Genomic DNA, 14,321 nt, shown 5'->3' on the forward strand with positions numbered 1-14,321 from the left:
GGTGTTAAGCACCGAGTTCGTGACCTGGCGGGACGATGTCTTGCTGGCGTTGGTGTCTTTCGAATGCGACGCGTTGAGCAGCGCGTACGGTTTTGCGGAGGGCATCAGCTGTGGGGTAGCCGAGTTCTTCGAGCAGGGCCGGTGTGGGGTTGAGGAGCAGGCTCCAGCCCGGTTTGCGGCCGCGCGCTTTGAGGCGTTGGTCGGCTTGGGCGGCTTTGGCTTTGGCTTCGGGGCTTTCGGCGGCCATGCGCAGTTCGAGGGTGAGGGCTTTGAGTTCGGCTTCTTTGGCGGCCAGTTCGTCGGCGTGTTCGAAGGGTGCGGGTGGGTTGGCGAGGAAGTCGTCGAGTTCGGCTTGGTCGCGGTCGTGTTCGCGTTGCAGGCGGGCGAGATGTTCGGGCAGCCCGTTGTAGAGGTTTTCGACGCGGCGCAGCAGGCCGAGTTGTTTGGGGCCGTTGACGTCTGATCCCATCCCGGATCCGGTGGAGAGCAGTTCGAGTCCGTCGATGTCGGCGGTGCGCGACGGCACGGCTAGACGTAGCAGCAGTTGGTCGTGGGTGAGGTCGCGGGCCGCGAGGACATCGACGCCGTGGATGGCGGCGCCGATCGGTTCGAATCGGCTTGCGCCGCGGTCCTTTCCGGCGGCGTAGGCGCGCCGGCAGGCTTCGGCGAGGGCTTGGGCGGCGGGCACGCGTTGGGTGTGGGTGGTGTCGCCGATGGTCAGTCGTGGGGGGTTGTCGCTGGCGGCGTGGGTGGCGGCGATCTCGGCGACGGGGGCGAGTTCGTCGATGTCGCGCTGTTTGTTGGGGATGGCGCGCTCGAGGACCCGGACCTGCCAGTCGCGGTTGCGCACCGATTGGGTGTGGGCGCGGTCGAGGGCGCTGAGGCGTTTGGCGGTGTCGTCGAGTTCGACTTGGCGCAGGTAGCGGGGGTCGCCGGTGGCGATGGCTTTGGTTTCGGCGGCGGCGGCGCCGATGTCGCCGCCGGAGAGGTCTTCGATTTCGGTGTCGACGATTTCGTTGCGGTGCATCTGCTCGATGAACAGGGCTTTGGCCTGGACTTTCTGCCACATGACGGTGTCGTAGGAGCCTTCGGTGACGTAGTTGAAGATGTGGATGCCGTCGAGGTTTTGGTTGCCTTGGCGCAGGATGCGTCCTTCGCGTTGTTCGAGGTCGCAGGGCCGCCAGGGCACATCGACGTGGTGGAGCGCGGCGGCGCGGGCTTGGACGTTGACGCCGGTGCCCATTTTTTCGGTGCTGCCCATCAGCACCGACACTTCTCCCCTGTTGCATTGGGCGAACAGCGATTTGAGTTCTTGAAGGTTTTTGGCGTCGTGGATGAACCGGATCGCGGTTTCGGGCATTCCGCGCTGGATGAGTTCATCTTTGAGGGCCTGGTAGATGCTGAACTGGCCGGGGTTTTTCGACGGTGTGCCACGGTCGCAGAACACGATTTGCAGCGCCCCGGTGCCGGCGGGCTCGCGTGTGTCGGGGTGGACGTAGGCGCGGTCGGCGTACTGGTGATGTACCCGCATGATCTGCTCGGCGACCGCGGCGGCGCGGCTGTGCGGGGGCGCGGCGAGGTGAGCAAGGCGCGGGTCCAGGGATACGTTGCGGCCATCGGTGCTGATTTTGAGTTGGTTGTCGCGCTGGGGTTTCCGGGAGTCGAGGTTGTCCAGGCGCCAGCCGAGGTCGGTGATGAAGTCGACGACTTCGATGTCGGGCTGGAGGCTGATGATTTGCCGTTGGCCGGTGTGCAGGGTGGGCAGCGCGACCGGTACTTGGTCGCGGGTTACGACGTCGGTGTAGATCGATGATAGGGCGAGTAACTCGGGCAGGTTGGTGAATTTTCCGACTCGGGTGACGGGGCGCAGTTTGGTTCCGGTGGCGTTGACTTCGATGGTGGTGGTGGTGGCGGTGAAGGCCGCGCCCCAGTCGCCGAGGTCGGCGACGCCGGCTTGGGCGAGCAGGTCGGGGCGCAGGTAGGTCTGCATGACCCACAGTTCGCCTAGGGAGTTGGCGATGGGTGTGCCGGTGGCGAAGGTGGCGACTCGTTCGATGACGCGGTGGGCGGGAATGCCTTTGGCGAGGGCGTCGTCGCGGCGGCGTTGGCGCAGCACGGTGAGTTTGAGGGCGAGGTCTTCGGCGCGCTGGGCGGCGTTGGGGCAGGACAGTTCTTCGATGTTGCAGGTGCGGCCGAGGTTTTTGTAGGTGTGGGCTTCGTCGATCATCAGGTAGTCACACCCTGATTCTTCGAATCGTAGGCCGGCGTCTTTGGTGGTGGCGGCCATGAGTTTTTCCAGCCGGGCTTTGGCGGCTTTGATCGCCAGCTCGATCCGTTTTTTGCTGCGGTCGGCTTCGGCGGTTTCGAGTTGCTGGCGCAGGGTGTCGAGTTGTTCTTCGATGTAGTCGACGCGGATGTCGGTGGAGACGTTGATCGCGGTGAACGCCGACTGCGGGATGACAACCAGATCCCAGTCGCTGGAGGCGGTCTGGGCGATGAAGCGACGGCGGCCATCTGCGGTAGTGGCCGACGAACCGAGGAGCACTTTGGCGGCGGGATACCACTGTTTGGCTTCGCGGCCGACTTGCTCGGTGATCGAGTTGGGCACCACCAGCCAGGGCTGGCGCACCAGGCCCAGGCGGCGCAGTTCCATCGCTCCGGCGACCAGGCTGCCGGTCTTGCCGGCGCCGACGACGTGATCGAGCAGCACGGTGGGTTCGGCGATGATCCGCGCGACGGCGTTGCGTTGGTAGAAGTGCGGGGTGAAGTGATCGGACATGCCCGGGAACCGCATGTGGGAGCCGTCGTAGGCGGGGGCGCGCAGCGAGTTGAAGCGGCGGTTGTATTCAGCGACGAGGGTGTCGCGGCGGGTGTCGTCGGTCCACAGCCAGCGGGTGAATTCCTCGCTGATCTTGGTCATTTTGGCCTGGGCGGCGAAGGTGGCTTGGGGGTTGAGGTTCCCCTCGTCGTCGTTGACCAGGACGGCTTTGGAGTTGCAGGCGGCTTCGAGCAGCGCGACCGCGTCGCAGCCGCGTCGGTCGATCCCCCACTCGTCGGTCATCAGGCGGCCGTGGCGTTTGTAGTTGGGGACGTCGACGACCCATCGTCCGGCGATGTGTTCGGCGGTGACTCCGGTTGTGCCGAAGGTGGTTTCGGCGAAGGCGGCGATGATCGGTGCGGGGATCCAGGGGGCGCCGGGGCGGACTTTGATGTCTTCGGCTTCCCGCTGGGCGGGCAGGACTTGTTGCAGGGCGTGGGCGTAGTCGTTGTAGATGGGGTTGGTGGCCGCCGCTTCCAGGGCGCGGGTGAGTTTGGTGCGGACGTTGCCTGACAGCGCGGTAACGGCGGGAACGAGTTCGTCGGGGTCATCCAGGCTGGGGTAGACCAGGCCGGCGATGAGGTCGCGGGCGTCGGAGGCCGGCACATCCAGCAGGGCGGCGATGACGTCGATGTCGACGCGCTGGGCGCGGTCCAGGCACATCGCCAGGGCTTCTTCGGGGGTGTCTGCGGTGGCGCGGTCGGGGCGTGCGGTGAGCAGGTCGGTGGAGAAGATGGGTGCTTTGCGGGCCTGGCCGGTGTCGTCGTCGAAGATTTCCAGCGCGGCCACCAGCGCCCAGCCGGGGTCGTGGCGCATGCCTCCGTCGAGGTGGCGGCGTTTTTTGTATGGTGCGGGCGCTTCCCAGGCGTCGGTGTCCCATTGGGCGTCGAGCTCGTCGGGCACAGGCCCGGTGTAGGGACGGCCGGGGGTGCCTTCGGTTGTGCGCCAGGAGGTTTCGGCGGCGGCAAGGCGTTGGTCGTGGCGTTGTTGGGTGACGTTGGGGTAGACCCAGGTGAAGCGGTTGAGCGGGCCGTAGCGGCGCACGTAGTAGTCGTAGAGGGTGTTCAGATGTCCGCGTAGCTGGTCGCGTTCGGCGGGTGGGCGGCCGTCGCGTTGGGAGGTGACGAGGCTTTCGGCGACGTCGCGTAGGCCGATGAGTTCGCGGGTTTCGGCGAGCAGCGTTTTGGGGGTTTTGTGGGGTTGCCAGTCGTGGCCGGTCCAGTAGTCGATGCCGCGGGTGGTGGGGTTGTAGCGCAGGCTGTAGAGCGGGGTGTCATCGCCGCGGTCGGCGGCGGTGATCAGGCCGGGGTCGAACAGGGCCGCCGAGACGTCGGTGAGGTCGGCGGTCGTGGCGGTCAGGCCCAGGCCGCGGTGGACGGCGGAGTCGATCATCAGTGCGAGCCGCGCGCTGATCTGGGCGGCCAGCTGCGGGCCGGTGGCCCCGGCGATCAGGAGTTGCTGGGAGCCGTGCAGGCCGTGGCCGAGCTGGGGGGTTCCCAGCACGTTGTGGGGGTTGGCGGCGAAGTAGGAGTTGATGGTGACCGCGGCGGCGTCCCCGCTGTCGGGGTCGACGACTTCGACACCTTCGGTGGCGACCCAGTCGGGCAGCTCGTCGGGTGCCGGGGTTTCGGGGTCGCGGCGTCGCAGCACGAGCAGGTCGGTGACGACTTCGGTGCCGGCGACGCGGGCAAAAGCTTTGGAGGGCAACCTGATCGCGCCGATGAGGTCGGCTTTGGCGGCGATGTCGCGGCGGGCGGACTGTTTGACCGAGTCCAGGGTGTAGCGGCTGGTCAGCACGGCCACGTAGCCGCCGGGCGCGGTCAGGGCGAGGGCTTTGATGATGAAGTGGTTGTGGATGGAGTGCCGCGCCGGGTTGTGGGCCGGGTCGGTGACCGCGTAGCGGCCGAAGGGCACGTTGCCGATCGCGGCGGTGAAGCTGTTCTCGGGGACGCGGGTGGTTTCGAAGCCTTCGTGGCGGATCTGGGCTGAGGGGTAAAGCAGGGCGGCGATCGCGGCGGTGGTGGCATCGGATTCGACGCCGACCATGACGGCATCGTGGGGTGCGTGGGAGATGAATGTTCCTGACCCGCAGCCAGGTTCGAGGACGCGGCCCCCGCTAAACCCGGCCCGCCCTAGTGCATCCCAGACCGCGGCGGCGACCGCGGGGTCGGTGTAGTGGGCGTTGAGGATGGAGGCTTCGGCCTGACGGTATTGTTCGCGGCCGAGCATGGCGGCCAGCTTGGCGCGCTCGTCGGCGAAATCGGTGTTGCGGGTGTCGAACACCTGGGGCACTGCGCCCCACCCGGACCAGGCCGCCAGGACGCGCTGCTCGGCGAGGGTGGCGGGGCGCTGCGCGTCGCGCAGGGTTTCCAGCATCTCTAGTGCGGCGATGTTGGCGCGAACGCGGGCTTTGGCGCCGGACGGGACGAGGGTGTCGCGGCTGGCCGGGAAATCGGTGGCTGTGCCGAAACCCTCGGCCACGCCGGGTGTTTCGAGGACGGTCGCTTCGTCGGGGTGGGGGTCGTCGGGCTGGAGGTCCGCCGACACGGGATCGGGTGTGGCGGCCGCCACTGGGGGTGGGCTGGTCGGTGCGGGTGGCGCGGCGGGAGGCAGTGGCGCCCCGCCTGGGTCGATGGTGCTTGGGTCGGTGGGCTGGTCGGGCTGATCGAACAGGGAGGGCTGGGCGGTTACCGTTCGGGTAGGCCGTCGCTGCGCAGGTCGGCGTAGATCATCTGCGCCAGCTCTGCGGTCAGCGGGTCGCCCGGGTGGCTCGGGACTGGCAGGCCGTCCTCGGCCCGGGCCGACAGTAGATATCCGGCTTTGATCCGAAACACCGCCGAGAACGCCGGTTTCGGCCACAACGCCGCGATCAGGTCCTCGGTGTCGGGGCTGGGGTCGCTGCGATACGCCGGGTTCGTCCAGCGCTGATCCCAGGTCACCTGGCTGCGATCGGGTGTTGGCTGATCCTCGCCCCACAGGCTGCTGGGCGGGTCCTCCTCGGCCGGGAGCTGCTCGTAGAGGTCCTCGTTGAGCACGATCTCCATCGCCTGGCTGCGGGCGGTGTTCACCAGGCCCACCTTGGTCAAGTAATCGGGGTGTTGGCCGCGGCTGGCCGTCCACTCCCCCACCGCCTGGGCTTCCAACTCCGCGGCCAGCTCGGCTACCCGGTAACTGATCTTGTCCGCCTCGGCCGCGATGAACGCGTGACGCTGCGCCGGGCTCCACTCGCTCGGCAGACCCAACCGCTGCTCGTAGACCTGGGTCACGATCTGCAGAATCTCTGGGCTCGTCACTACCACCGTCCCCGCCGACGACGTCGAACAGACCCGGCTGCTGCGGATCTGGCCGTTTGTTCCGTGCCATATTGTGCGCTCCGATCGGACGGTGTCAGGGTCTGGGTAGCCGTGCAGGGCCATAAAGCGGCGCATGCGGCGTTCAATGAGCCGCCGGCGGGCCGCCTCAAGCGGGTGGGCGTCACGAGAAGTCATGGCGGGGTCTCATCGAACAGCGTCGGGGTGCAAATGGGCCGGTTGCACCACACGACCTCGGTGCGTGCTTGTTTGGTGCCGCCCTGGCCGGTGATGGTCGGAATCTCGACGCGGTACCACGTGCGCAGCGCGGTGTCGTAGAGGTCGCTGGCGTAGCCGCTGAGCACAACCGATGCCCGTGCCTGGAGCAGAGTGTCGAGGAGTTCTGCGTGTGATGCGTCGTCGCGCATATCGACGCGATAGCCACTGGTGGTGCGGGTGGAGCCCAGATATGGCGGGTCGACGTAAAGACAGACCTCCGGGATGGCCCCGTATTTGGCGATGATTTCCAGTGCGGGTAGGCATTCGAGGCTGACTCGGTGTAGGCGCTCGGCGGCGGCGGCCATGCGGTCGATGTAGGCATCGAGGTATCCCGGCATGGACTTCGACGATCCGCGCGGGTCGACGAAATGCCGCCACCCGGTTTTGCGGAGCGTCCCGCTGCGCCCCTGACTGATCTTGAGCCACGTCACGCGGGCGGTCTCGAGCTCGCCGAGCTGGCCGGGGTCGGGGTCGAATGCTGCGCAATGTTCGGCGCGGCTGTGCGGGCTCAGAGCGCATGCCCGGATGAGGTCATCTGGGCGCTCACGTAGTACACGCCAGAACGTCATCAGCTGGCCGTCGAGGTCGTTCACGGTTTCCATGCGACTCGGAGATTTGGCCAGCAAAACCGCAAGGCCGCCGGCGAACGGCTCCACATAGTGCTGATGGGTCGGCAGTAACGCGACAATACGGTCGGCCAAGAGGGTCTTGCCGCCGAAGTAGGACATCGGTGGCGCGGTCATGACGTCGCGCTGAGCAAGAGTCGCTGCCCGTGTGCCCATGCGTGCTCTGTGCGCCACTGATCGAGGATGGCGATAATGCCGCCGGCGATGTCGGCGTTTGCGGCGTCGGCCAGATAGTCGGGGTCGACCGCGTGGTCGTCGAACCAGGCGAAGCGGGCTGCGAGCTCGCGCAGCGGGCCCCGGGCACAGGCGGCGGCCAGCGGGAGACCGGTGGGTGTGTGGATGAGGATGAAGGCCGGTGATCCTTGCGGCCGGCTGTCAGACGCGCTCGCGGTGATGGCCAGCGCCGGGCAGGATGTCTCCTCTGCATGCAGCGTTATGTGATCTGGTGAGCGTGGTGCGGCGCCGCTGCCTGAGTGGTTCCAGGCGCCGAACCAGTCGGGCGGGATCGGACCGGATTCGGCGTCGATGGCGTCGGGGTGGTGTTCAAGGCGGATGGTGGGGCGCTCGGGGGCGGGCAGCTCGTAGCTGAGCCATTCCGCCGTGGCGGGCGCCGAGCCGTAGCAGGGCACAGCCAGCTCGCGATGGTGGTCGGCGAACCACCAACTCAGCTCCCCGGGCGTGTGCAGGTCGGCCGTGATGTGGGCGGGCTGGTCGTGAAATTCCCAATGCCCATCGGGGTAGCGCCAGCCCGTGATGTGCACGGCGCGAATCTCGACGGCACCCTCCGAACAGTGGGCGTAGGCATCGTAGCCGCGTGCCAGCAATGCGGCGGCCAGCTCGGTGGCCGCGGTGCGCAGCGTTTTACCCACCGGGGTGGGGTCGTCAGCGGTAGGCATTGTTGTTACACCTCGTTGCAGGTCAGCAGCGGATCGTTCGGTGCACCGGTAAGGCGGCGGGGCGCAGCAGGTCGGTACCAGAGCGGGTCGAGATCGTTGAGCCAGCGCAGATGATCAGCGGGCAGCGATCGGGCGCGGTGGGCATTCATCCGCGACCTCCCGTGGTGGTTGAGGACCGCGCATCGTGGATGATGGCGACCCACAGCAGGGCGCTTGAGACGACGCTGACGGCCGCAGCACACAGCCCCGTGACGAGCAGCACCCCGACGACGCTGACGGCGAGCCAGTCCACCAGGCCCGTGATGGGGTGAAAGCCCCAGCGGGCATCGGCATGGGTAAGCGCAGGGATGGCGGTCCATGAGCTGGCCGCTGCGGTAGCGAACGACACGACGAGGCAGCCCAGCGCGGGCCGCCAGTGACCTGTGCGCGCTGCGCGGAGCGCGGGTGAAATGCGTCGTGCGGCGGCGGCGGTGAGCGCGAGCAGGGCCAGGGCGACGATTGCCCACGCCCCCATGACGTAGATCTGGTTGGGTGTCGGTGCGGCGTTCATGTGGGCGGCTCAGTAGGAGTTGGCCGGGAGGGTGACATGGTTGTCATAGACGTTGTGCGGCCTCGGTGTTGGGCCGGTGTTGCCGAGCACCAGCACCATGACGACGTAAGCCAGGACCGCCAGCAGGAATCCGATCAGCACGCCCAGGGCAAGCATGGTAATCGCGTGGGTCATGTGTCGGACCTGCGCGACCGCATCCCGAGTGCTATCAGCGTTGAGGTCTGCCCGGCTGGCGCTGAATTCGGCTGCGTCGGCGCGCAGCTGCGCAAGACCGGCGTAGTGCTCGGCGCTGTCGGCACTGTCGTGTGCCCTGGCTGCGTGACCTTCGCAGCGGCCAGCCATCATGTCGGCGATGTCCGCGCTGTGCTGAGCCGCGGCCGCGGGGTCCTCGACAGCGGTGTGCCCGTTGATGGGCGTCCATGGGGCGCCTTCGCTGTGGATGGGACTGAATTCGGTTGCCATTACTGGGCTTTCCTTTCGATGGTGGAAACCGGTGACGGGTTGGGCACGGCCCGTACGGCGTGGTCGATGAGGCGGTCGATGACCGCGGGTGCCTGTTGCGGGAGCATGTGGCCGGCCCCGGGGATGCAGATGTGGGTTGCTCCTGGGATGGCGGCAGCGATGTCACGGGCGTGCGATGGCGGGGTCAATGGGTCGCATTCGCCGCTGACGATGACGGTGCGCGACCGGACTGCGGGCAGTGTCGGGTAGTGGTTGTAGCTGCGCAGGTCAGCCAGGAACCCGATTGCGGTGGCAGGTGGTGTGCTGCGTAGGGCGGCGGCGACCACCGAGGGCAGGGTGGCGGCCGGCGCACAGCGCTGAATCGCGGCCAGGGTTACGCAGGCCGGTGCGAGTAGCTGGCGCAGCGCGGGGTCAGGAATGTGCTGCGCTGCACGGGCCAGGGCCGGGAGCAGTGGTGTGGACAGCAGTCGCCCGAGGCCTCTGCGCCTGAGCTTGCCGGCCGCGGTGGCGACCAGGATGAGCGCGCCGGGGTTCACGGGCCGTTGGGCTGGCGGTCGAGCCAGGTAGGCCAGGACGGTCATGGCGCCCATACTGTGGGCCACGACGGTGCATGGGCCGCTGATGGCGAGTGCTGTCATGACGCAGGCAAGGTCATCAGCGAGCTGCTCGACGCGGTAGGTGCGCACGGGGGCGCTGCTGGAGTCACCGTGGCCGCGGTGGTCGTAGCTGATGATCCGCACGGCGCCGCCGTAGCGGGCGCGTAGCCGCTGGATGTGGGTACTCCAGCTGCGCCGACTGAGACACAGCCCGTGCACGAAGATCACGGTGTGATCGGGGTGCAGCTGGCCGGCGTCGTCGACACGAAGCGACACCCCGTCGCGGGTCCGCAACCTCAGCCGCCGAGGCGTTACGTCTGCGTAGGGGGCAGGTCTAGCAGGGGGCGGGGGCGCGCTCGTGTCGGCGGGGAATCCGGCCAAGCCTGCGGGCGCGGTCACGACCGGAAATCCCCTGTGGTGGTGGGCGCATCACAGCCGCCCGAACCGAACTGCCGCCAGGGGATGAAGCGCTCACCGCCAGGCCCCGATCCGGTTGTGGGGCACCAAAATCCCCAGTCCCGGACGTGGGGGCCTGTGACGACCAATGTCAGGCAGGGAATTTCACGTCCGCTGTTGTCGCGCGGCAACACGATGCGGTGCCGGTGGTCGGCCCGGTGCACCGCGACGCTGCCCCGCCGCCGGCGGCGACGACCGGTCGGGGTTATCTCGGCGTAACCGCGAGCCAAGATCCACGACAGGAACGGCCACGGGTGATCGTGCAGGGTCGGGTCGTCGGAGGCCAGGAAGCGGTGCAGGTAGATGTTGAGGATCCGGTTTCTGGGGATCAGGTACCAGCGCTGCAGATAGGGCCGACCATCGGTGGCGGGAATGGTCTGGTGCGGTCGGCCTGTCAGCAGCGCGCTGAGCCATCGCTGCCGGGTGGGGGTGCTGACTGTTGCGCTCATCGCGGTATCCCTTTCGCTAGCGGGTCAGTCCCAGCGCGCGGGCGCGGATCAGGTTGGTCCAGGGCACCCGACGCAGGCCGAGGAATCCCTTGCCGTACACCGGAAGCGCTAGACGCGCGGGGTGTTCGAACACCCAGTGGTAGAGCGACTGGTCACCGTAGGGCGGCTGTCCCCATGGCTGGCAGCACGAGTCGGTGGCGGGGTGGACGTCGGTCAAGACTGCGGCACCGAGCCAGCCTTGCTGGCGCACGTGCCAGGCGCTGTCCAGGCCGGCGGTCTGGGCTGCCCGCATGCCGGCCTGATCGATGCGGGTGCCGGCGACGATGAGGACAGGTCCGCGATAATCGGTGCTCCAGGAACGGTTTTCGATGTTCTTGCCGCCGATCGGGGTAGGAACGAGCAGCAGCGATGCCCACGGGCGCCGCACAGTCAGGGCGACGGCACGCCCGTAGCGGCGGCCGGTGATCACGTCGGGATCGGCCAGATCGAGCAGAACGTCGCGATGACAGGGCTGGCCCCAGGGGCATGAGCACGCCAGATGATGGCCCTCGAGTTCGCCGCGCGCTTCGATCAGGTCGCGGCGACCAGCCAGCCAGACCGCGTATTCGGCGACAGCGGCGGCGTGGCCCGCGAAGTTCGCCGTGCGCGGAGCTGTCTCACCGAAGCGGTTGTACCAGCGCGGATGCGTGTTGATGGTGATGGTGTCGGGGGGCACGGGCTCCGCGCCGGTGCAGTGCACGGGCGACGGGTCAACGATGGCGTGGCTGTTCATGACCGGGGCTCGCCGGGCAGGCCGGGGTGCGGCGTTGGGCGTAAGGGTCGCGGGCAGTGGTGAGCAGTCGCGGCCAAAAGTGCTTCTAATTCGGCGATTTCAGCGGTGGCCGCGCCTTTCGTGGTGAGCTGCCACAGCACGGATCTCCCGCATGCGGGGATGGAGGCGACGATGCCGGCGGCGCGGAGCCGGGCCAGGGCTCGGTAGACCTGCTGGTCGAGTGGGGGGCGGCGTAGGGTGGTGCCGGCGACGGGAACATGTGCTGCGCGCATACGCAGGGTCCGGGTACTCAAAGGTCGGCCCGCTGACCGTAGTTGTGCCAGTATGTCATTGCGCAGCATGACGCTTTGGTCGAGGTCGTTAGGCACCAACGCGCTCCAATCGTGCGGTCACGTAGGGGATCTCGGTGGTGGCGGCGGTGTCCTGTGCTGAGTGGGTGTCGTCGAGCAGTTCCTGTAGCCGTCCCCGGGCGGCCCTGAGTTCGCGGGTTTTTTTGTTTCCCGGCAGTGAGATGCCCGCGTACACCCCGTCAGTGACTCTGAGCTCCAAAGCCAGCTGCGCGCAGCGGGCGCGAACGGGGCATTGTTCGCAGACTTTGATGGCGCTCTGGCGTTGCCGGAACCAAAACTCCGGGTCGTGGCCCTGGGATGGGTGGCACATGCCGCGCGCGAGTTCGTTGGGGTCGACTGTCGATGTGAGCGCCCAGGCGCCGTAGCGCGCGAGTTCGTTGGGGTCGACTGTCGATGTGAGCGCCCAGGCGCCGTAGCGGCTCCGCGTGCCGGCGGTGGGAGGGTTGTCTTCTGTGTCGTCGCTGTCGAACGGGGTCGCTGCAGTGTTGTGGTGGGAGACGACGTCTATGTGGATGGTCCGCGGCGATGCTGTGTCGCAGGATCGGCACAGTGTGATGAGGTTGGCTAAGTGCTGGTGGCAGCCTCGGCTTCGGTAGTTGCCTGACTGTGGTCGTTGGCGGTGGCGGACGACGAGTTCACGCGTATGGGCCATTGGGTCGTTGCGGGTGTCGGCATGATGGCCGCAACGTTGGCAGGTGTAGTCGGCGTGGTGGGCTGCGGCGCGACGGGCCAGGTCCCAGTTGTGGTTGACGAAGAACACCCGCGCGCAGTCGTCGCCGCAGAAACCGCTGGTGTCGCAGTGTTGCGGGAGGATGGACCCGCAGATGCCGCAGCGGTTGGGGTCTTTGAAGTGCGGTGCGATGTCGCAGGCTGCGAGCTTAGGCGAGTACACCCATGCCGCGTCTTTGATGGTCCATAGGGCTGGCCAAGTGAGTGTCATGTGTACGTCCCTTCTGAATGCGGTACACGCCTCGACGTCTCTGAAGCAAGAGCATAGACGATTGAACACGATTAGTCACGATGGTAGGACGTTTTGTTTCATCATGACTCGTTGCGAGTGAGCAGCGGAACCTCCGATATCGGCGCGCTCACCCGCCCGAAATGCCTTAGAACTGCGCATTCATGTGCGGAGGGCAAGGTGGCGTGCTGACCGGATTACGCCGGCATGGGTAGCCAAACACGCCTGCCGCCGCGCATATGGACCCCGTCGACGCCGGCTATGTAGCGCTATAAGAGGATGTAATAAAGCTAGTGATGCTTAGACATGCCTTCAGATGATGGGACTGAAGGGTTGCTAGTGCGGTCGTGTTTGACCCGCAATCGTTGACAATGCGCCTTATATTCGAAGCAGTAATGGTTCGGCGTGGCCGCGCGGGAGAGGAGGAGCAGTCCAACGATGCCTGACACCGAGGCCGGCTACGCAGAACAGACCCGAGAGCAGCGGCTACTGCGGATCGGGCGGGCGATCGAAGAACATCGCGGCGGGCTCTCGCAGCTGGAACTGGCGGAGCGGGCGGGTGTGGCGATCAATACGGTGGCGCTGCTGGAACGGGGCAAGACAATGCCCTGGCCCGTCAACCGCCGCAAAATCGAGTCGGCGTTGGGCTGGCCGAGCGGAACGCTGACGGCGATGTTCCGTGACGGTGCGCCGGCTCCACCGCTTGCAGGCCAGGCCGTCGCACGGCCTCGGATCGACGCAGAAGCGCCGCCCACGCCCCCGCCCATGACAAGCACGCCAGCTGCGCGGCTGGTCGCGGCCATGCTGACCATTGCTCTGGACACCACAGCACTAGCTGCGACGGTGGGCGACTTGGTACTGCAGCATGGTGACCACAGCGCGGAGACCGTGGCGGCGATCCGCGAGTTTGATCGCCTGACCCAGGCGTTGGAGGCATCGATCTCGGCCAGCATTCCCGTGGCCGATTCCGAGGAGCTATTCGACCAGATCGTTTCCGTGCTCAGCGAATTACGCCGCCACCGCGAGCATATTCACAGCGCACACTTGATGCCCGGCACGCCCTAAGAAAAACGACGGGCCTGAAATGACGATGGCATCGGCGAAATCTTCACCGGCACACCGGATGTGCTGGCCTCTACGCATTGGGTTGGGCTGATCGCCAGCATCACATGTTCGGGGCCGTTGGAGCCGATCTCGTTGCTGGGAAACACGGCGTCACCGGTGGTGACATCGGCGGGTGAAACCGCCATTCCTTGCGCGAACTGGGCGTGGGTGTCACCACCGACGGTCACTCCGGCCTGAGCATAAGCCCACTTGACGAGTCCAGAGCAGTCGAATGCGTTGGGGCCCTTTGCTCCCCACACGTAGGGCAGCCCCAGGCGGGTCAGCGCCGCCTTCACGGCCTGCTGGGCTACTGGACCACCACCGGAGCCGACGAGCGCGGTATGTAACCGCGGATCGCCACGTCGGCGCGAACGGTGATCGCCGTGGTTGCCGGCGAGGAGTCCGTTGAGGTTGGGTAGCGATAGTCCTGTCCCGCCTGCGCCCATCGGTAGTTGGGCCGACCCCATGGCCGGCATACCCGCACCCGCGGGCATGCCCGCGCCGCCGTAACCACCGCCGGCAGACCGAATCTCTTGAGCCAACATGAGATTGCGTGACTCCGAGACCTCCAACCGGTGCCGCATTCGCAGCAGCTGGGTCTGCAGATGCGCCACCATCTCAGCCTTACCGGCCTGCGTACCCGTCGCGGGCGCGATCGCGGCGACACCCTGACGGGCATCAGCGACCACACCATCCGCCCCGGCCCGCCCCGCGC

Annotated in this window: 13 protein-coding genes; 1 reads left to right on the forward strand and 12 read right to left on the reverse strand. The window is 67.0% G+C overall.

Annotation, left to right across the window (positions count from 1 at the left end):
- Positions 1-4: 4 nt before the first annotated feature.
- The 11 genes from AWC17_RS12685 to AWC17_RS12730 all read right to left on the reverse strand — a co-directional run bounded on the left by AWC17_RS12685 (position 5) and on the right by AWC17_RS12730 (position 12,484).
- The gene (locus tag AWC17_RS12685) at positions 5-5,365 is read right to left on the reverse strand and encodes a helicase-related protein (protein ID WP_425270851.1); all 5,361 of its coding nucleotides are present in this window, start codon (positions 5,363-5,365) and stop codon (positions 5-7) included.
- A gap of 140 nt (positions 5,366-5,505) precedes the next feature.
- Positions 5,506-6,306 carry a hypothetical protein gene (locus tag AWC17_RS12690; RefSeq protein WP_244193491.1) on the reverse strand — a complete coding sequence of 267 codons (801 nt, stop codon included), beginning with the start codon at positions 6,304-6,306 and terminating at the stop codon, positions 5,506-5,508.
- Entirely contained in the window at positions 6,303-7,130 is an 828-nt protein-coding gene (locus tag AWC17_RS12695; RefSeq protein WP_244193492.1) for a DNA adenine methylase, read from the reverse strand. Before AWC17_RS12695 ends, AWC17_RS12690 begins: the two co-directional genes overlap by 4 nt.
- The gene (locus AWC17_RS12700) at positions 7,127-7,909 is read right to left on the reverse strand and encodes a hypothetical protein (RefSeq protein WP_085164746.1); all 783 of its coding nucleotides are present in this window, start codon (positions 7,907-7,909) and stop codon (positions 7,127-7,129) included. Before AWC17_RS12700 ends, AWC17_RS12695 begins: the two co-directional genes overlap by 4 nt.
- Positions 7,910-7,914: 5 nt before the next feature.
- Positions 7,915-8,058 carry a hypothetical protein gene (locus AWC17_RS32675; RefSeq protein ID WP_167385580.1) on the reverse strand — a complete coding sequence of 48 codons (144 nt, stop codon included), beginning with the start codon at positions 8,056-8,058 and terminating at the stop codon, positions 7,915-7,917.
- Positions 8,055-8,459, reverse strand: a complete 405-nt coding sequence (locus AWC17_RS12705) for a hypothetical protein (protein WP_085164748.1) — start codon at positions 8,457-8,459, stop codon at positions 8,055-8,057. The genes AWC17_RS32675 and AWC17_RS12705 overlap by 4 nt, the downstream gene beginning before the upstream one ends.
- Before the next feature lie 9 nt (positions 8,460-8,468).
- On the reverse strand, positions 8,469-8,921 hold the full coding sequence (locus AWC17_RS12710) for a hypothetical protein (RefSeq protein WP_085164750.1): 453 nt from the start codon (positions 8,919-8,921) through the stop codon (positions 8,469-8,471).
- A complete protein-coding gene (locus AWC17_RS12715; protein WP_244193493.1) occupies positions 8,921-9,793 on the reverse strand; it encodes an alpha/beta fold hydrolase in 873 nt (290 codons plus the stop codon). The genes AWC17_RS12710 and AWC17_RS12715 overlap by 1 nt, the downstream gene beginning before the upstream one ends.
- Positions 9,794-9,912: 119 nt before the next feature.
- Positions 9,913-10,422, reverse strand: coding sequence for a hypothetical protein (locus tag AWC17_RS12720; RefSeq protein WP_085164751.1), 510 nt, complete (start codon positions 10,420-10,422; stop codon positions 9,913-9,915).
- A gap of 16 nt (positions 10,423-10,438) precedes the next feature.
- On the reverse strand, positions 10,439-11,194 hold the full coding sequence (locus tag AWC17_RS33070) for a DUF4326 domain-containing protein (protein ID WP_085164752.1): 756 nt from the start codon (positions 11,192-11,194) through the stop codon (positions 10,439-10,441).
- 360 nt (positions 11,195-11,554) lie between these two features.
- A complete protein-coding gene (locus AWC17_RS12730) occupies positions 11,555-12,484 on the reverse strand; it encodes a WhiB family transcriptional regulator (RefSeq protein WP_085164753.1) in 930 nt (309 codons plus the stop codon).
- A 456-nt stretch (positions 12,485-12,940) separates the two neighbouring features.
- Between AWC17_RS12730 and AWC17_RS12735 the strand changes: the two genes are divergently transcribed.
- A complete protein-coding gene (locus AWC17_RS12735; RefSeq protein ID WP_085164755.1) occupies positions 12,941-13,567 on the forward strand; it encodes a helix-turn-helix domain-containing protein in 627 nt (208 codons plus the stop codon).
- On the opposite strand, the gene AWC17_RS33450 is transcribed toward AWC17_RS12735, so the two are convergent.
- Positions 13,564-14,321, reverse strand: a 758-nt coding sequence (locus AWC17_RS33450) for a C40 family peptidase (RefSeq protein WP_244193494.1), incomplete at its 5' end; no start/stop codon positions are given. The two genes, AWC17_RS12735 and AWC17_RS33450, sit on opposite strands and share 4 nt — an antisense overlap.

The sequence above is a fragment of the Mycobacterium nebraskense genome, assembly GCF_002102255.1.
GTDB classification, from domain to species: Bacteria; Actinomycetota; Actinomycetes; order Mycobacteriales; family Mycobacteriaceae; genus Mycobacterium; species Mycobacterium nebraskense.

What these genes read in the sequence shown, in the direction of transcription:
- AWC17_RS12735 (WP_085164755.1), top strand. Translation starts at nt 12,941, where the DNA reads ATGCCTGACACCGAGGCCGGCTACGCAGAACAGACCCGAGAGCAGCGG.
- AWC17_RS33070 (WP_085164752.1), bottom strand. Translation starts at nt 11,194, where the DNA reads ATGAACAGCCACGCCATCGTTGACCCGTCGCCCGTGCACTGCACCGGC.
- AWC17_RS12690 (WP_244193491.1), bottom strand. Translation starts at nt 6,306, where the DNA reads ATGACTTCTCGTGACGCCCACCCGCTTGAGGCGGCCCGCCGGCGGCTC.
- AWC17_RS12700 (WP_085164746.1), bottom strand. Translation starts at nt 7,909, where the DNA reads ATGCCTACCGCTGACGACCCCACCCCGGTGGGTAAAACGCTGCGCACC.
- AWC17_RS12695 (WP_244193492.1), bottom strand. Translation starts at nt 7,130, where the DNA reads ATGACCGCGCCACCGATGTCCTACTTCGGCGGCAAGACCCTCTTGGCC.
- AWC17_RS12710 (WP_085164750.1), bottom strand. Translation starts at nt 8,921, where the DNA reads ATGGCAACCGAATTCAGTCCCATCCACAGCGAAGGCGCCCCATGGACG.
- AWC17_RS12720 (WP_085164751.1), bottom strand. Translation starts at nt 10,422, where the DNA reads ATGAGCGCAACAGTCAGCACCCCCACCCGGCAGCGATGGCTCAGCGCG.
- AWC17_RS12705 (WP_085164748.1), bottom strand. Translation starts at nt 8,459, where the DNA reads ATGAACGCCGCACCGACACCCAACCAGATCTACGTCATGGGGGCGTGG.
- AWC17_RS12730 (WP_085164753.1), bottom strand. Translation starts at nt 12,484, where the DNA reads ATGACACTCACTTGGCCAGCCCTATGGACCATCAAAGACGCGGCATGG.
- AWC17_RS32675 (WP_167385580.1), bottom strand. Translation starts at nt 8,058, where the DNA reads ATGAATGCCCACCGCGCCCGATCGCTGCCCGCTGATCATCTGCGCTGG.